Origin of the sequence: Rhizobium leguminosarum bv. viciae USDA 2370 (genome assembly GCF_002008365.1) — a bacterium.
Lineage (GTDB): Bacteria > Pseudomonadota > Alphaproteobacteria > Rhizobiales > Rhizobiaceae > Rhizobium > Rhizobium leguminosarum.
Window position 1 is genome coordinate 121195 of sequence record NZ_MRDL01000059.1, and the last position, 16296, is coordinate 137490.

The window sequence follows — 16296 nt, forward strand, 5'->3', positions numbered from 1 at the left end:
GCTTTCTCCTGCAATTCTCGGTCATCGCCGGCTGACCTTGGCACCAGAAACTGCCTTCTTGCCTGAGATGCAGCGGTTTCATAGACCAAGCGTCATAGTCTGTATTCTAGACTAGCTCGCCGATCCATACCAAGGAGCTTAATGCATGACATTCGGGAAATCGCTTTTCGCACTCGTCATTTTGGCGGGCATCGCCGCGCCGGCCGGCGCTTTTGCTGAATCGGCCACGCGGGATTTGAAGATCGAAGAAGCCAACCGGAAGCTGGTTGTCGAGTTCTACGACCGGTTCTTCAACAAGCACGATATCGCGGCTGCCTCGGTCGTCGCCGACGACTACCGGCAGCACAATCCTCAAGTTCCCGATGGGAAGAAGCCTTTGATTTCCTTCTTCGCCGGCTTCTTCAAGGACAATGCCCAATCGAAGGCTGAGATCGTCCGCAGCGCCGCCGATGGCGATCTGGTCTGGCTGCATGTACACGCGACGAACGGCGCAGGCGATCTCGGCCAGGCGATCGTCGATATTTTCCGCGTCAAGGACGGCAAGATCGTCGAACACTGGGACGTGATCCAGGCCGTTCCGAAAGAGGCGGCAAACAAGAACACCATGTTCTGAGCTGGATGGGGCCGGCTGCCTCGCTGGCCCCATTATCGACACAGCGCGCCTGGTTCAGCCGTCTCTCTCGTTGCTGGCGATTTCCGCCGCACTGCTCGGTCAACATTTGCCGATGGCCTAACGCCCATACGCCAAGATGGCTGGTGCCATCAACCGATCCCGTCAATCAATCCGGGGACGCTCCGATTTCGGCGTTGCCAGCCCGTGTTTGGCAAGCTCCAGGGTCAGGATACGGGTTTCGAGAAGGTTGAAGATGCGCAGGATGGCCTCGATCGCATCGAACGGTTTCGTCAGAAAATCTTTCGCGCCAAGAGAAAGCGCCCGTCGGCGCGTCGGCAATGTTGCATCGGCGGTCAAAACCAGGATCGGCAGATAGCTGTTTTCAGGAATGAGCCTTGCGAAGGTCTCCAGCAAAGCGAAGCCATCAAGATCGGGCATCATCAGGTCGAGAAGAACGAGATCCACCGGATGTTCGCGAAAGAGCCGCAACGCCTCGCGTGGCTCGGTGGTGCTGATGAGTTCGTTGAAGCCTTCGCGTTTGAGAATGCGTTCCAACAGGGAAACATTTGCGGGCTCGTCGTCGACGATCAGGATCGTCGATCGTCGCACGATGTCGGTGGGGTCTGTCATGGGCCAAACGTTTCGTCAAAGGCGTTGGAGGATATCAGCGCGCGATCAAATCATAGGCGACGTCTTCTATGGCGGACTTTCGACGGAGAGGCCTCGTCTTCGGGTTCCCTGCGTCGCCACGGGCGGGCGCGGCAAATCGACGTGGAAGGTGGCGCCACCTTCCGGACGATTACTGAAGCCGAGCGCGCCGCCCATGGCGTCGATCAGATGACGCGACAGCGCAAGCCCGAGACCGGTCCCTTCTTGACCGATACGTTCTGCTCCCAGCCGATCGAATGGGGTGAAGAGCCGGGAAACGCGTTCCGCCGGGATGCCGGGACCGGTATCGCTGACCTCGATCCGAATAGTGTCGCCGCCCATCTCGCGGTGGCTCACGGTCACGCTTCCCTGTTGACGATTGTATTTCACCGCATTGGAGAGAAGGTTCAGGAACACCTGGAGGAGACGCCGCCGGTCAGCCAGGACCGCCAGATCTCGCTCGGGCTCGACAACCTCTATGCGGATCTGCTGCTTGCCGCAGAGCGGCCTCGCAAGCGACACCGCTTCATCGATCACATCGGCGACGCGTTGCGGTTCGATGGCAAGATCCATGCGCCCGGCCTCGATCCTCGCCATGTCGAGAACCTCGTCGATCAGGCTGAGCAGATGTCTGCCGGCCCTTAGAATTTGGGCGACGCTATCCCTGGAATCCGCATCGGTGACATCCATTTCCAGAAGCTGTGCGAAGCCGAGGACGGAATTCAACGGCGTGCGTAGCTCGTGGCTCATCCGTGACAGGAATTCGCTCTTGGCGTTGCTCGCGCGAACCGCATCCTCGCGGGCGGCAAGCAGGGCCTCTTCGATTTGCTTGCGCTCGGTAATATCTCGCGTGATTTTGGAAAAACCGCGCAGGCGGCCCGCCTCATCATGCAGGGCAGTCACAACGACGTGAGACCAGAACCGAGAGCCGTCCTTGCGGATGCGCCAGCCTTCCGCCTCGGCCCGTCCGTCGCGGGCCGCCCTGGAAAGCTCTTCTGCCGGCAACGCCTCCCTGGTTTCGGCGGGATAGAAACGGGAAAAATGCTGGCCGATGATCTCTTCGGCCGCATAGCCACTGATCCGCTCCGCGCCGGCATTCCAGCTCACAACCAGCCCTGTGGTATCGAGCCCGAAAATACCGTAGTCGCTGACGCCCTCGACCAATAGCCGGAAGCGCTCCTCGCTTTCCGTCAGATCAGCCTCGCGCTTTTTCAAAAGCACGCTTGCATCTTCGAGCGCCTGTTCGAGACTGCCGAGTTCATCACGGAAGGGATCCGCTACCCTGACGACATCGCCCCGCGACAGTCGATGCGCTTGGGCTTTCAGGGCATGCACCCGACGGACGATGCTTGCCGAAAACAGGAAAACGGCGACGAGCGCTCCGGCAAAACCAAGGAAACCGGCAGCGATCATCAGGCTTCGGGACAGAGTGCGAACCCGGTCCGCGGCCTCGGTCCTCGCGTGAAGCAGATCCGCCTCCCGCCGGCTCATCGCGTCGATTTCCTGTCTCAGCACGTCGAGTACCTGCTTGCCATCGATGAGTTTGGCCGCAAGGTCTTCGCGTCCGCCGGCGCGCAGGATGTCGGCCTGTTTCAGGAGTTGGAGACGATCGACCTTCGCGACGACGAGGGTGCGGATGCGTTCGAGACGGTTCTTTTGCTCTTCATCCCGCAACCGGCGACCGACTTCGTCGAGCACGACGGGCAGTCTTTCCTCAGCCCGGTTGAAGGGATCAAGAAAATCGGTTCTGCCGGTCAACAGATAACCCCGCATCGCGGTCGCCGCTTCAGCGATCGAGGCATGGATCTCCTGAATGCCCGACTGGATCTCGAGCGTGACCCGCACCTGATCCTCGGCAATCCGGCTCTGCCGGTCGGCCACGAAGACCGAGGCGAGGGCTGCAAGCAGCAGCGCCAGCGGCACCGTGATGATGACGATACCCTTCGCGCGAAGGGGAAGGTCGGCAAAGCGCCACGCCGTCAGGCGCCCCGTCGGGGTCATTGTCGCGGTCATGGTTGCTGCTCTTTCGATGCTTCGACGAGCCCGCCGCGGACGGCCATGACCGCGGCCTGCGTCCGGTCTCCGGCGCCCAGTTTGCCGATGATGCGCTCAACGTGGATCTTCACGGTACCGGGCGAGATCTTCAGGGCCCTGGCGATCTCCTTGTTGGTCAGGCCCTCGGCCACCTTCGACAGGACTTCGCGCTCCCGGATCGTCAGGGTCTCCAAAGCGCTGCTGTTGGTCTGCGGCTTGGTGGCGGCGCGGCGCAATAGTTTTGCGACGAGCGGACCGTCGAAGAAGGCATCACCCTGAAGGACCCGCCGGATCGTGCGGAGAATGTCTTCCCGGCTGGCGTCCTTGAGCAGGTAGCCCGTAGCGCCGGCCTCGATCGCCGCTTCCAGGTAGTCGAGGCTGTCATGCATCGTGATGATCATGACGCGTGTTCCCGGCGACACGCGCCGGATCTCCCTCGTCGCGGCGAGGCCGTCCAGGCGAGGCATGCGGATGTCGAGGAGAGCGAGATCCGGTTTGTGCAGCGTACAGGCCTCCACCGCTTCCACGCCGTCGCGCACGTCCCAGGCGACATGAAAATCGTCTTCACCGCCGATCATGGCGATAAGGCCTGCACGGGCGATGTCATGATCGTCGGCGACAAGGATCGATGCCGTCATTCTGATGTCGTCTCCTGCGAAATCGGAGCGGTGGCGCGCACATGTGTGCCCCCCGAAGACCCGACGCTGATCTCGATCCGGCCGCCGAGCAGCGCCAGCCGTTCACGCATGCCGACAATGCCTAGGCGCCCGCCCCGCATCTGGGGATGGCGCAGCTCGCTGATGCCTTTGCCATCATCGATCACTTCGAGATGCGCTTCGCCCGCGCCATCCTCGAAGAGACGGACGACCAGGCGGCTCGCCTCGGCGTGCTTGATGACATTGGTGATCGCTTCCTGCGCGACACGATAGAAGATGATTCCCGTCGATGCCGGCCAGCGATCGGCGGCGGCATCGAGATCGGCGATCACCTCGAGATCATCGATCGCATCGAGACGCGTACGCAGGGCCGCGGCGACGCCGAGATCATCGAGCTCGGGCGGGCGAAGATCGGCGATGGCCGCCCTGAGATCGGCAACGGAATGGCGCGCGAGCGCGGCGAGCTGGTCGATTTCGGGTTTCAGGGCGTGCGCGTCGCCGATGCGGGCCGCAAGGTCCTGCAGCCGATAGCTTAGGCCTGCTACAAATTGCGCCGAGCCGTCGTGAAGATCGAGCGCCACCCGCTGCCGCTCCTGCTCCTGCGACTGGATCAGCTGCGCGACAAGGGCCGCGAGCTCACTGCGCTGCCGCTGGAGATCGCCGAGAAGCGCCTGATTTTCCGCCGCCTGCCGGTTAAGATTGTAGGCGTCGGCGAGCTGCCCCGCCACCACCTCCAATGTCTGCCGGTCGTCGGCATCGATGGCGCGCGCTTTTGACGATCCGATGATCGTCAGGCAGAGATCGGAACCGGCTTGCGAGGCAAATAAGATGTTATCGCTTTCCGGGCTCGTTGACTTACCCACCGACAGCTGCACGGGTACTTTTCCCTGGAACGACGGAAAAACGAGCCTGGCAAGCGATGCTCCCGCGAAGTCTGCAAGCCGGGACAGAGCATCCAGGGCAGCCGTTTCGAATGCCGCGGCATCGAGCAGGTTCTGCACTTCGATGATGAAACGCAGACGAGCCGCCCGCGCTTCCGCGGCCCGGTAAAGAGCCCGCAGTTCTGCAACGTTTGGCGAGTGCGTTTGACTTGTATCGTGCTCCATGCCGAACAGGACTGCTCCGAAGATGAATGACGCCGGCACGATAGTCATTCCGGCGGGAATGTCATCTATGCCGTTCGGCAGATCGGATCGAAGCCACCCGGCAGATGAGGCGGCAGCACAGGATACTTAAATTGCTGGTCATGCGGTTGACCGATGCGATGTCCGCCGGAACCGCCACATAGGAAAGTCAAAATGCGTACCATCATTGCTGCCGCCCTCGTTCTCGGTTTCGTACAGGTCCAGTCGGCCGCGGCGGCTACCGAAATCGCAACCTGTGCGCCGACAAGCGAGCCGGAAATCGCCAAGCTCTTCGACCGCTGGAATACCTCGCTCGCGACGCTGAGCCCCCAGGAGGTCGCCAAGAACTACAGTGAGGACTCCGTGCTTCTCGCGACCTTGTCGGACAAACCTCGTCTGACGCAGACGGAGCGGATCGACTATTTCGAGCATTTCCTGGCGAACGAGCCCAAAGGCCACATCGACAGCCGCGACATCCAGATCGGATGTAACTGGGCCGTCGACGTCGGCACTTACACCTTCAGCCTGAAGGACGGCTCGAAGGTTCCGGCCCGCTACACCTATACCTATGAGTTCAAGGACGGGAATTGGCTGATCACCTCGCACCACTCTTCGATGATGCCGGAGAAGTAAGGCTTCATCGTTCTGTTGGTCCGTCAGGGAGACTCCGTGTTCACCCCGCGCGGGGTCTCCTGACTGCTGACGAAGCACGCCAACGTCTCTTTCGTCATGCTCGGGCCTCTGCCGAGCGCGCCGGAAGCTTTGACGGCCGAACCGGATCGAGAGTAGCATCCTCACGGCAGCGGCAAGGTGGTCAAAGCGGCCGGCCCGGTGGAGATGCAATGATGAAAGACAAACCTTTCCTCCTGACGTTCGCGGCGCTGGCAGTTGGTTCGGCATGGCCAATTTCTAACGCCTTCGCTGCCGCACAGCCTATCTTCTGGAGCGCTTTACGGCCGGCCGATCAGCCCAAAGCGACAGTGCCGCTGTCGGGCAAGGCGGTGAGCGGCCCACAGGGCGAAACACTCGCCTGGCATGGCGAGGAACATCCGATCGAATTGACGGGCTTCGTTCTGCCGATCGACCAGGACGGCGATCTTGTCTACGAATTCATGCTCGTGCCTTGGGCCGGAGCCTGCAGTCACATGCCGTCTCCTCCACCCAACCAACTGGTTCGTGTCGTTCCGGAAGAGCCATTGCACCTGGCAAGAATGTACGAGAGTGTCACCGTGACGGGTAACCTGCGACCCGGCCTGGATCAGGCGCAATTCTTCATGATCGACGGTGACCGCGTCCTCACCTACGGCTACAGCATAAGCCATGCCCAGGTAGCGACAGTAACGGCGACGACTGATCCCGATCTGCTGTCACTTTCGCCTTTCGGCATTCTGCCTCGCTAGAACAGGATGATTTTAGGCCTGTTCGGCCTAAAATCTAAATCCGTTCGAAGGCGCAGAGACGGCTTCTTGCATCACTCCCGCCAGTCGCGTGTATACAACGGCATATATACAAACTGCGGAGGAGTCCCTATGCCGCAATAAGCGCGTGTCTTTCAATCCGGCAATTCGCAAGCCGTCCGGCTGCCGAAGGAATTCCGCTTCGACGTCGACCAGGTGGAGGTGACGCGGGAGGGCGATGCTGTGATCCTTCGGCCACGGGCCGATCGCGGCATGCGGTGGGCATCGTTGCATAGCGCCTTGGAGCGCGGCCTCAGCGACGATTTCATGGCGGAAGGGCGGGAGCAGCCGGAGGGGCAGGACAGGCCTGATCTTCAGGACCTGTTCAAGTGATCACACATCTTATCGACACCAATGCGCTAATCGCCCTGATCGGCAGAAAATCCGAAATACTGCTGAAGCGCGTGATCGACAGCGACGAGAGATCGATCGGGCTGTCGACCGCGGTGATGCACGAGCTCTATCATGGCGCCTATAAAAGCACGAAAACTTCCTACAATCTCGAAACCCTGCGCCTGTTCGTGGCGGATTTCTCAGTCGTCGGCTTCGAGCAGGAGGATGCGTTGGCCGCTGGGGAGATCCGTGCCGCATTGGCGGCAAAGGGAACGCCGATCGGCCCCTATGATGTTCTGATCGCCGCTCAGGCGAGGACCCGGGATCTGGTTCTCGTCACCAACAATGTCGGGGTATTCCGCCGCGTCGATGGTCTGCTTGTCGAGGACTGGACGGTCGGGCGATAGATCCCGCCTCCGATGAAAAAATGCCCGGGCGCAGCCGAAACTGCGCCCGGGTAAAATGCTGCCGATCAGACGAGGTCGAAGCGGTCGGCGTTCATGACCTTGTTCCAGGCGGCGACGAAGTCCTTGACGAACTTCCCCTTGGCGTCGGCCTGGCCGTAGACTTCGGCGAAGGCGCGAAGCTGCGAGTGCGAGCCGAAGATCAGGTCAACGCGGGTGCCGGTCCACTTGGCAGCGCCGGTCTTGCGGTCGCGGCCTTCATAGACGCCTTCCTTGCCGGCGACAGGAACCCACTGCGTGCCCATGTCGAGCAGGTTGACGAAGAAGTCGTTCGTCAGCGTCTCGGGACGCGAGGTGAAGACGCCGTGCTCGGGGGCGCCGGCCTTCAGCACGCGCAGGCCGCCGACGAGGGCGGTCATTTCAGGTCCGGTCAGCGTCAGCAACTGGGCGCGGTCGACGAGCGCTTCTTCCGGCTTCATGAACTGATGGCGCTTGCCGTTCACGTAATTGCGGAAGCCGTCGATACGCGGCTCGAGCGCTGCGAAGGAATGCGCGTCGGTCTGGGCTTCGGAAGCATCCATGCGGCCCGGCGTGAAGGGCACGCTGACGGCGTTGCCGCCGGCCGCTGCCGCCTTCTCGACACCGGCAGCACCGGCGAGAACGATCAGGTCGGCCAGCGAGATCTTCTTGGCCCCGGTCTGGGCGGCGTTGAAGTCCTTCTGGATGCCTTCGAGAACGCCGAGCACCTTGGCGAGCTGGGCGGGCTGATTGGCGTCCCAGTCCTTCTGCGGGGCAAGACGGACGCGCGCGCCATTGGCGCCGCCGCGCTTGTCGGAGCCGCGGAAGGTCGAGGCCGACGCCCAGGCGGTCGAGACCAGTTCCTGCACGGTAAGGCCGGTGGCGAGAACCTTTTCCTTCAGTTCGGCAATGTCCTTGTCGTCGACGAGCGGATGGTCGACGGCCGGGATCACATCCTGCCAGATCAGGTCTTCGGCCGGAACTTCCGGGCCGAGATAGCGCACCTTCGGTCCCATGTCGCGGTGGGTCAGCTTGAACCAGGCGCGGGCGAAAGCGTCGGCGAACTCGCCGGGATTTTCGAGGAAGTGGCGCGAGATCTTCTCGTAGGTCGGATCGAAACGCAGCGCGAGATCGCTCGTCAGCATGGTCGGCAGGTGCCTCTTCGAGGCGTCGTAGGCATCCGGAATGGAGGCTTCGGCATTTTTGGCCTGCCACTGCTTCGCGCCGGCCGGGCTCGTCGTCAGTTCCCATTCGAAGGCGAAGAGGTTTTCGAAGAAGTAGTTGCTCCACTTGGTCGGTGTCTGCGACCAGGTGACTTCGAGGCCGGCGGTGATGGCATCCTTGCCGACGCCGGTGCCGAACGAGCTCTTCCAGCCGAGACCCTGGTCCTCGATTGCGCCGCCTTCCGGCTCGGCGCCGATCAGGGACGGGTCGCCGGCGCCATGCGTCTTGCCGAAGGTGTGGCCGCCGCCGATCAGCGCCACGGTCTCTTCGTCGTTCATCGCCATGCGAGCGAAGGTTTCGCGGATGTCGCGGGCGGAAGCCAGCGGATCGGAATTGCCGTTCGGGCCTTCGGGGTTGACATAGATGAGGCCCATCTGCACGGCGCCGAGCGGCTCTGCCAGCTCGCGTTCGCCGCTGTAGCGCTCATCGCCCAGCCAGGTTCCCTCAGGGCCCCAGAACAGTTCCTCAGGCTCCCAGACGTCGGCGCGGCCGCCGGCGAAACCAAAGGTCTTGAAGCCCATGGATTCGAGCGCGACGTTGCCGGTGAGGATCAGAAGGTCAGCCCAGGAGATGCGGTTGCCGTATTTCTGCTTGATCGGCCAGAGCAGGCGGCGGGCCTTGTCGAGGTTGGCATTGTCAGGCCAGCTGTTGAGCGGCGCGAAACGCTGCTGGCCCTGGCCGGCGCCGCCGCGACCGTCGGTGATGCGGTAGGTGCCGGCGCTGTGCCAGGCCATGCGGATGAACAGGCCGCCGTAATGACCGAAATCGGCCGGCCACCAATCCTGTGAATCCGTCATCAGCGCGTGAAGATCCTTCTTCAGGCCGTCGAGATCGAGCTTTTTGAACTCCTCGGCATAGTCGAAGGCTTGCCCGAGCGGGTCGGCGCGGCCGGAATTGTGGTGAAGAATCTGCACATTCAGCTGGTCCGGCCACCAGTCGCGATTCGATCGGCTGCGAGGCGTATTGCCGTGGGCAACAGGACATTTGCCTGCGCTGTCAGTGGGATTGTCCATGATCGTCTCCTTCGTTGCTTGATCTGTCTGCGCGTAAAAAAGATGAGCCGAGCTTACGCCCCACTCTCCCCTTGTGGCAGTCTTCATATCGGAAGCGCGTCATAATTTTAAGTTGGATTTACTGATCGTTGCGATAAGCTGAGGTTATGAAGAACCTTACCCTGAAACAGCTACGTTATTTTGAAGCCCTGGCCAGAGATGGCCGCTTCCGACGCGCTGCCGACGCCTGTGCGATCTCCCAGCCGGCATTGTCAATGCAAATCAAAGAACTTGAGCAAGAGTTGGGCGGTGAGCTTTTCGAGCGTAATGCGCGTGAGGTGAAGCTGACCGCCTTCGGTCAGACCGTGGCTCTCAGGATCCGCGATATACTGCGTGGCGTGGATGAGTTGGCGGAGCTGGCGCGGACCTCGCGCGATCCCTTCCTGACGCGGCTGCGCATCGGCATCATCCCAACGATTGCACCCTATCTGTTGCCAGCGATCATCAACGATCTGAACAGGAGCTTTGCCGGTATCCAGATCGAGGTGCGTGAGACGCAGACGTCGAAGCTGGTTCAGGAGTTGGCGCAAGGCCAGCTGGACACTGCAATCGTTGCTTTGCCCGTGTCCGAACCCTCCTTGACCGAGCACGAGCTCTTCAAGGAAGAGTTCGTGCTGGTCCGGCGGCCCGAAGACGAGGGCAAGCCGGTGCCCGAACGCGAGGCGCTGCGCGAAATGCGGTTGCTGCTGCTTGAGGAAGGCCATTGCTTTCGCGATCAGGCCTTGTCGTTCTGCAAGATAGGGCCGGCCCGCCCCCGGGAAGTCATGGAAGGCAGCTCTTTATCCACTCTGGTTCAGATGGTCAGCGCCGGTATTGGCATCACCCTGATTCCGGAGATGGCTGTTCCTCTCGAAACGCGCTCGGCGCATGTTTCGATTTCGCGCTTCCAGTCTCCGCAGCCGTCGCGAACGATCGGAATGATTTGGCGCCATTCGACGCCCATGGCCAAACAGCTCGTGCAGGTTTCAGAGGCGGTTCGCCGATCAGCCGACAGCATGCGCGAACAGTATGTCGCGCGGTGATGGACCTGGTATCGCCTCGTCTCAGGACCGCCGTTTGAAGGTGTGCTCCGCTGCCGGAAACTGTCGCGACCGGACCTCGCCGGCATAAGCGGCGGCGGCGGCCGAAATCCTCTTGCCGAGTTCGTCGTAGCGCTTGACGAAACGCGGGATGAAATCGTTGAAGAGCCCCAGAATGTCGTCGGAGACCAGAACCTGACCGTCGCAGGCGGAGGAGGCGCCGATACCGATGGTCGGGATGTGCATGGCGCCGGTCACCTCGCGGGCGAGCGGCTCCACCGTGCCCTCGATGACGACGGCAAAGGCGCCAGAGCCGCCGATGGCATGAGCGTCGCGCCGGATCTTCGACGTCTCGTGTTCGGAATGACCGACCGAACGATAGCCGCCAGCGGTTTGGACCTGCTGCGGCATCAGACCGATATGCCCCATGACCGGGACCCCGCGCTTGGTCAGAAAGGCGATGGTCTCGGCCATCTCCTCGCCGCCCTCGAGCTTGATGGCATCGCAGCCGGTTTCCTGCAGGATGCGGACAGCGTTGCGGAAGGCGATCTCCTTCGATTCCTGGTAGGTGCCGAACGGCATGTCGACAACGACGCAGGCCTTGTCGACGCCGCGCATCACCGCCTTGCCGTGGGCGATCATCATGTCGAGCGTGACGCCGATGGTGGACTCCATGCCATAGAGCACCATGCCGAGCGAATCCCCGACCAGCAAGAGGTCGCAATGTTCGTCAAGCAGCCGCGCCATGGGCGTCGTATAGGCGGTCAGGCAGACGATCGGCTTGCCGCCCTTCATGGCTGAAATGCGCGCTGGTGTCAGGCGCTTCTGAATTCCGGCCGCGCTCATCTGGTCACTCCCTTTCCCGGCAAGCCCCGCCCGCCGATAACCCGGTTGCCCCCGGCAACTCGGTTGTCGACAACAACCCTGTTGTCGAGAAGCCGTGTCGAGCCGACCCGAACGAAAAGCGCCACGACGACAGGCTCTGCGATCGACGTGACCGGCTGCAGCGTTGAGGCATCCCTGACGGCGACGACCTCGGGCTTTGCCAGAGGTTCGCGACTAAGAAATGCCGTGAGCTTTGCCTCGAGTTCCGCCGGATCGGCAAGGCCGCCGGCGACCAGGCGCTCCGCCTCGTCAAGCGTCTGGGGGACAATCACCGCGGCACGCCGCTCCGCCTCGCTGAGATAGACGTTGCGCGACGACAATGCGAGGCCGTCGCTATCCCTGACCGTCGGCACGGATATCACGCGCACCGGCACGGCCAGATCGTCCACCATGCGCTTGATGATGACGACCTGTTGGTAATCCTTTTCTCCGAAATAGGCGGTCTGCGGCTGGACGATGTTGAAAAGCTTGCAGACGACAGTGGCGACGCCGGCAAAATGTCCGGGCCGGACCGCCCCTTCGAGTTCGCGGCCGAGATCGGGAACGTCGACGACAGCAAGCATCGGGCGAGGATACATATCCTCAACGCCGGGCGAAAAGAGGAAATTGACGCCGGCTTGCCTCAGCATGGTGGCATCGCGCTCCAGATCGCGCGGATATTTGCTGAGGTCTTCCGCCGGGCCGAACTGCAGCGGATTGACGAAAATCGAGACGACGACGATGTCGTTTTCGGCGCGAGCGCGCGAGACGAGCTCCATATGACCGGCGTGGAGATAGCCCATCGTCGGGACGAGGCCGACGGTCCGACCCTGCCGCCTCAGCGCATCGAGCGTATGGCGCAGCTCGTCAATGCTCGAGAAAACCCGCATATATCCTCCCCCGGTCGGTCACTCCATCTTGGGCGCGGATATGAAGTGTAATCGATGTGGCAGGTCAATGCATATTTCTCGATAAAAACGATTAGATGCAAATGGCAGCCGACGACACCAGGCTCCATTAGCTCTGGGAAACGGCATTTCGCCACAGGGCTCCCGCGCTGCGTTCGCAGGCTTGCAGTGGAACCGACGATGTGCGACTTCCGTTGCTCACCCTGTCCGTCAAGATACTATCACAGTCGGTCGCTATGGACGTTACATGGAGGACGCATGGACAAGCCCTGGAAGATCAGCCGCGGACCGATTGCGGCAACCGAGCTCGACGTGGAGAAGGCAAACGCGATCAGCACGTTGCTGATCCGGCCAGTCGGCGTCCTTCCGGCCAAGGCGGGAGATCCGGTCCTCCCTTTTGCCGTCGGCCTTTTCAATGAACTCCGACCGCTCCTGAAGCCCGATGCCGGCGTCACGACGCTGCGGCGGGCGACCGCTGCCTATGTCCACTGCCGGCGCTACTATTTTGCCAGCGCCCAGCCCGATTCCATGCGCCACGGCCTTGACGGCGAACCCGTCGAACCACTGTCGTCCGAAGACCGGATGGTCGCGCAAAAACGCTTCCTGAGCGTCAAGCAGACCACCGGTAAGACAGACGCGCCAGAGCCGACACCACCGGTTCCTCCTCCCTCGTTGAGCAAAAGCGAACAGATCCGCGCAGCCCTCCTCGGCAAGAGAAGCGCCGTCAGCTAGAGCGGGGATGAGGTTTGCTCAAACAAGCTACCTTGAAGTCGTTTGCAGTTTGCCGCGTGATGGTGCGGAGAACTTTTCCAGTTTGCATAGATCGTTTCGCTGGCTCCAGCTGGTCGATCTCCTCAAAGCCTCATATCTCGACATTTGCTCGGCTCGTTCCTGAGTGCGCCAAGCAAGGCCGGAACCGTGGTCGTCATTCTGAAGGGCAATAGTTGGAGCATGATATTGTCTTTCGGGGCGATCAATATCCGCGAGCGTCACGTTGGCCCCAAACTTTCGTGTGTAACTCAGGTATTGATTGCTTTACATAGATTTAACGTAATGACGCTAATTTTAGCATAATCCAGAACCAAGTTCGGACTTGCTAGAACGATGCGTTTCCTGATTGCAGCCTCCTTACTCGCATTGGCCGTCGTCCAGCCTGGCGCGGCCGCCGATCTTTCCGCGTATAAGCGGCCGCTGACAGTCCCTTTCGAGGGCGTGACGGCCTACTCCCCTCAACTGGCGACGCTCGGCAAGATGCTGTTCTTCGACCCGCGGCTTTCCGGCAACAAGAACATGACCTGCGCCAGCTGTCATAACCCTTCCTTCGGCTTCGAGACACCGGTGACGACGCCGATCGGCGCGGCCAATACCGCGCTCGCGCGCCAGGCGCCGACGGTCCTGAATGTTGCCTGGGTCTCGCCCTTCTTCTGGGATGGCCGCGCGCCGAACCTGGAGGAGCAAGCGGCAGGTCCGATTACGGCTGCCGCAGAAATGAACGGCAAGCTCGACACCGCCGTGACCGAAATGCAGGGCATACCTGATTACAAGAAGTGGTTCGACGAGGTATTCCCTGACAAGGGCGTCACCAAGGAGACGATGCTGACGGCGATCGCCACCTATGAGCGGACAGTGGTTTCCAACTGGTCGCCCTTCGACCGCTGGGTGGACGGCGACGAGAAGGCGGTCTCCGACAGCGCCAAACGGGGCTTCGAGCTGTTCACCGGCGCCGCCGGCTGTTCCTCCTGCCACACAGGCTGGAACTTCACCGACAACAAGTTCCATGACATCGGCTTGCCGAGCGACGATATCGGCCGCTACAAGATCGATGCGAGCAGCCCTGACAACAAATATGCCTTCAAGACGCCCGGCCTGCGCAACACGCTCTACCGTGGCCCCTATATGCATGACGGCAGCCTGAAGAGCATGGACGAGGTGATCGTCCATTATGAAAGCGGCGGCGTCAGCCGTCCGTCCCTTGATCGGGCGATGTCTCCCTTCCTGCTGACGGACCAGGAGAACAAAGATCTGATCGCGTTCTTGGGAACTCTGACAGCCGAAAAGCAAGACATCCCCCTGCCGACGCTGCCGAACTGAGGTGCAGGCAATGAAACTCTCCATACGCATGCAGATTCTCGCTCCGATGGTGGTCACGATCGTCGTCGGCTTCGGCAGCGCATTCCTGATCGGCTACCAGGCGATCCTCGGCCAGACCCAGGTCGCTGCGGTGGTGCAGGAGGCGGTGAACGCCAAGATAGCCTCGGCCCATATCGAACAGCAGTTCAAGGAAGCCACTTCCGTGGTGGACCGGGTGCTGTCGATGACGAACTTCGTCCCGGCGGCCGAGATCAAGGCCGGGTTCGAAGAGAGCAACGGCGCGCTGGTGCAGTCGCTCGATAAGCTTGGCAGCGTCGATCTCGCCGGTTCACTGACCGAGGGCGTCCGGTCGCTCCGCCAGGCCCATGATGCCTGGGAAAAGGACGTCAGGATCAGTCTCGGGCTGCAGCAGGCGGACGAAGTCCCGACGGCCGAGAAGCTGGCGCGCTCGCAGCAGGCGATCCTTACCGGCATTGCCGCCGTCAATACGATCGTCGACAAAATAGCAACCGAGAGCGTCGCTGCCGCCGGCAGCGCGCTGGAATCGAAGATCGAAATCGAACTGGCATTGGGGGCCATTGCCGCGATCGTTGGCCTCGGCATTCTCATCGCCATCGCCCGGCATGTGTCGCGCCCGATCCAGCGCATCACCCAATCCATGCAGGAACTCGCAGCCGGTGAGACGGATAAGGTGATCCCCTATGCGGGGCGTCGCGACGAAATCGGCCTGATGGCCGGTTCGGTGGAAGTCTTCCGTCAGAATGCCATCGCCCGCGGACAACTCGAAAGCGAGGCCGAGGAGAACCGTCGCCTGGCGGAAGCAAACCGGCTGGCGGACCAGGAGCAGGCGGAGCTGAGCGCGGCGGAACGGCTGACGGTCGCCACCTCAGGCCTTGCCGCCGGCCTGAAGCGGCTCGCCCAGGGCGATCTCGCCTTCAAGCTGGCGGATGCGTTCGCGCCGGAATTCGAGCCGCTGAGGCATGATTTCAACGCCTCCGTCAAGCAACTCGGCGATACGCTTCTTTCCGTTTCCGAAAGCGTTTCGATCATCAATTCAGGCACTCGCGAAATCAGCAACGGCTCAAACGAACTCTCCGGCCGCACCGAACGGCAGGCGGCGACGCTCGAACAGACCGCCGCGGCGCTGAACGCCGTTACCGCCAAGGTCACGGAAGCTTTCGAGATCGCCAAAGAGGCTCGCAGCGTCGCCGACGACGCCAACCGCAGCGCCATGGCTTCGGGCAAGGTGGTGGCCCAGACGGTCGAGGCCATGGATCAGATCCAGGAATCCTCCAAGCAGATCAACAACATCATCGGCGTCATCGATCAGATTGCCTTCCAGACCAATTTGCTGGCGCTCAACGCCGGTGTGGAGGCCGCCCGCGCCGGCGAAGCCGGCAAAGGTTTCGCCGTTGTCGCCCAGGAAGTACGCGAACTTGCGCAACGCTCGGCCCAAGCCGCCAAAGAGATCAAGGACCTGATCGGGCGGGCATCCGCCAACGTCGCCAGCGGCGTTGAACTGGTCAGCCACACCGGCGCAGCGCTTGGCGATATCGGCCGCTTCATTGCCGATATCAATCAGCGCATGGAAGCGCTGGCGGCCTCGGCGCGCGAACAGGCGACGAACCTGTCGGAGGTCAATTCGGCAATGGGCCAGCTCGACCAGGTGACCCAGCAGAACGCCTCGATGGTGGAGGAAACCACAGCCGCCAGCATCACGCTCGCCAGCGAGGCCGAGCGCCTGCGCGAACTGGTCACGCAGTTCGAATTGGGCAGGACACAGCCCGACACCCGAACGTATCGCGACGCAGCCTGAACCGAGCGCGGAAAACCGACCGTGAAGGACTGAGA

The 16296-nt window shown here is 61.7% G+C and carries 15 protein-coding genes and 1 pseudogene; 9 read left to right on the forward strand and 7 right to left on the reverse strand.

The annotated features are described in order from the left end of the window. The first annotated feature begins 145 nt into the window (after positions 1 to 145). Positions 146 to 613, forward strand: a complete 468-nt coding sequence (locus BS629_RS34720; protein ID WP_018245478.1) for a nuclear transport factor 2 family protein — start codon at positions 146 to 148, stop codon at positions 611 to 613. Between the two features lie 162 nt (positions 614 to 775). Here BS629_RS34720 and BS629_RS34725 read toward each other — a convergent pair whose 3' ends face one another. From BS629_RS34725 to BS629_RS34740, 4 genes are all read right to left on the reverse strand, one after another. Then, a complete protein-coding gene (locus BS629_RS34725) occupies positions 776 to 1243 on the reverse strand; it encodes a response regulator (RefSeq protein ID WP_018245479.1) in 468 nt (155 codons plus the stop codon). A 66-nt stretch (positions 1244 to 1309) separates the two neighbouring features. Next, a complete protein-coding gene (locus BS629_RS34730) occupies positions 1310 to 3274 on the reverse strand; it encodes a sensor histidine kinase (protein ID WP_018245480.1) in 1965 nt (654 codons plus the stop codon). After that, positions 3271 to 3933: a response regulator gene (locus BS629_RS34735; protein ID WP_018245481.1), complete on the reverse strand. Its 663-nt coding sequence runs from the start codon at positions 3931 to 3933 to the stop codon at positions 3271 to 3273. Before BS629_RS34735 ends, BS629_RS34730 begins: the two co-directional genes overlap by 4 nt. Beyond that, positions 3930 to 5105: a sensor histidine kinase gene (locus BS629_RS34740; protein WP_245268272.1), complete on the reverse strand. Its 1176-nt coding sequence runs from the start codon at positions 5103 to 5105 to the stop codon at positions 3930 to 3932. Before BS629_RS34740 ends, BS629_RS34735 begins: the two co-directional genes overlap by 4 nt. Before the next feature lie 144 nt (positions 5106 to 5249). Between BS629_RS34740 and BS629_RS34745 the strand changes: the two genes are divergently transcribed. The 4 genes and pseudogenes from BS629_RS34745 to BS629_RS34760 all read left to right on the forward strand — a co-directional run bounded on the left by BS629_RS34745 (position 5250) and on the right by BS629_RS34760 (position 7272). Further along, positions 5250 to 5708: an SgcJ/EcaC family oxidoreductase gene (locus tag BS629_RS34745; RefSeq protein WP_018245483.1), complete on the forward strand. Its 459-nt coding sequence runs from the start codon at positions 5250 to 5252 to the stop codon at positions 5706 to 5708. Positions 5709 to 5917: 209 nt separating this feature from the next. Next, positions 5918 to 6475, forward strand: a complete 558-nt coding sequence (locus BS629_RS34750) for a DUF3299 domain-containing protein (RefSeq protein WP_018245484.1) — start codon at positions 5918 to 5920, stop codon at positions 6473 to 6475. Positions 6476 to 6616: 141 nt separating this feature from the next. Next, positions 6617 to 6865 (forward strand): annotated as a pseudogene (locus tag BS629_RS34755) (antitoxin); the annotation flags it as partial. Next, positions 6862 to 7272 carry a type II toxin-antitoxin system VapC family toxin gene (locus tag BS629_RS34760; RefSeq protein WP_018245485.1) on the forward strand — a complete coding sequence of 137 codons (411 nt, stop codon included), beginning with the start codon at positions 6862 to 6864 and terminating at the stop codon, positions 7270 to 7272. The pseudogene BS629_RS34755 and the gene BS629_RS34760, both read left to right, overlap by 4 nt. Positions 7273 to 7337: 65 nt before the next feature. On the opposite strand, the gene katG is transcribed toward BS629_RS34760, so the two are convergent. After that, a complete protein-coding gene (gene katG, locus BS629_RS34765; RefSeq protein WP_077988793.1) occupies positions 7338 to 9524 on the reverse strand; it encodes a catalase/peroxidase HPI in 2187 nt (728 codons plus the stop codon). A gap of 146 nt (positions 9525 to 9670) precedes the next feature. On the opposite strand from katG, the gene BS629_RS34770 reads away from it, so the two are divergent. After that, positions 9671 to 10585 carry a hydrogen peroxide-inducible genes activator gene (locus BS629_RS34770; RefSeq protein ID WP_018245487.1) on the forward strand — a complete coding sequence of 305 codons (915 nt, stop codon included), beginning with the start codon at positions 9671 to 9673 and terminating at the stop codon, positions 10583 to 10585. 21 nt (positions 10586 to 10606) lie between these two features. Here BS629_RS34770 and panB read toward each other — a convergent pair whose 3' ends face one another. Together panB and panC are read right to left on the reverse strand one after the other, a co-directional pair. Continuing rightward, positions 10607 to 11428 carry a 3-methyl-2-oxobutanoate hydroxymethyltransferase gene (gene panB, locus BS629_RS34775; protein WP_018245488.1) on the reverse strand — a complete coding sequence of 274 codons (822 nt, stop codon included), beginning with the start codon at positions 11426 to 11428 and terminating at the stop codon, positions 10607 to 10609. Continuing rightward, positions 11425 to 12336 carry a pantoate--beta-alanine ligase gene (panC, locus tag BS629_RS34780; RefSeq protein WP_018245489.1) on the reverse strand — a complete coding sequence of 304 codons (912 nt, stop codon included), beginning with the start codon at positions 12334 to 12336 and terminating at the stop codon, positions 11425 to 11427. Before panC ends, panB begins: the two co-directional genes overlap by 4 nt. A 276-nt stretch (positions 12337 to 12612) precedes the next feature. On the opposite strand from panC, the gene BS629_RS34785 reads away from it, so the two are divergent. The 3 genes from BS629_RS34785 to BS629_RS34795 all read left to right on the forward strand — a co-directional run bounded on the left by BS629_RS34785 (position 12613) and on the right by BS629_RS34795 (position 16261). Continuing rightward, the gene (locus BS629_RS34785) at positions 12613 to 13086 is read left to right on the forward strand and encodes a ProQ/FINO family protein (protein ID WP_018245490.1); all 474 of its coding nucleotides are present in this window, start codon (positions 12613 to 12615) and stop codon (positions 13084 to 13086) included. Positions 13087 to 13458: 372 nt separating this feature from the next. Continuing rightward, on the forward strand, positions 13459 to 14445 hold the full coding sequence (locus tag BS629_RS34790) for a cytochrome-c peroxidase (RefSeq protein WP_018245491.1): 987 nt from the start codon (positions 13459 to 13461) through the stop codon (positions 14443 to 14445). 10 nt (positions 14446 to 14455) lie between these two features. Continuing rightward, a complete protein-coding gene (locus BS629_RS34795; RefSeq protein ID WP_018245492.1) occupies positions 14456 to 16261 on the forward strand; it encodes a methyl-accepting chemotaxis protein in 1806 nt (601 codons plus the stop codon). Positions 16262 to 16296: the final 35 nt, after the last annotated feature.

Coding starts and splice junctions, on each gene's coding strand:
- BS629_RS34720 (WP_018245478.1), top strand. CDS start 146: ATGACATTCGGGAAATCGCTTTTCGCACTCGTCATTTTGGCGGGCATC.
- BS629_RS34725 (WP_018245479.1), bottom strand. CDS start 1,243: ATGACAGACCCCACCGACATCGTGCGACGATCGACGATCCTGATCGTC.
- BS629_RS34730 (WP_018245480.1), bottom strand. CDS start 3,274: ATGACCGCGACAATGACCCCGACGGGGCGCCTGACGGCGTGGCGCTTT.
- BS629_RS34735 (WP_018245481.1), bottom strand. CDS start 3,933: ATGACGGCATCGATCCTTGTCGCCGACGATCATGACATCGCCCGTGCA.
- BS629_RS34740 (WP_245268272.1), bottom strand. CDS start 5,105: ATGACTATCGTGCCGGCGTCATTCATCTTCGGAGCAGTCCTGTTCGGC.
- BS629_RS34745 (WP_018245483.1), top strand. CDS start 5,250: ATGCGTACCATCATTGCTGCCGCCCTCGTTCTCGGTTTCGTACAGGTC.
- BS629_RS34750 (WP_018245484.1), top strand. CDS start 5,918: ATGATGAAAGACAAACCTTTCCTCCTGACGTTCGCGGCGCTGGCAGTT.
- katG (WP_077988793.1), bottom strand. CDS start 9,524: ATGGACAATCCCACTGACAGCGCAGGCAAATGTCCTGTTGCCCACGGC.
- BS629_RS34770 (WP_018245487.1), top strand. CDS start 9,671: ATGAAGAACCTTACCCTGAAACAGCTACGTTATTTTGAAGCCCTGGCC.
- panB (WP_018245488.1), bottom strand. CDS start 11,428: ATGAGCGCGGCCGGAATTCAGAAGCGCCTGACACCAGCGCGCATTTCA.
- panC (WP_018245489.1), bottom strand. CDS start 12,336: ATGCGGGTTTTCTCGAGCATTGACGAGCTGCGCCATACGCTCGATGCG.
- BS629_RS34785 (WP_018245490.1), top strand. CDS start 12,613: ATGGACAAGCCCTGGAAGATCAGCCGCGGACCGATTGCGGCAACCGAG.
- BS629_RS34790 (WP_018245491.1), top strand. CDS start 13,459: ATGCGTTTCCTGATTGCAGCCTCCTTACTCGCATTGGCCGTCGTCCAG.
- BS629_RS34795 (WP_018245492.1), top strand. CDS start 14,456: ATGAAACTCTCCATACGCATGCAGATTCTCGCTCCGATGGTGGTCACG.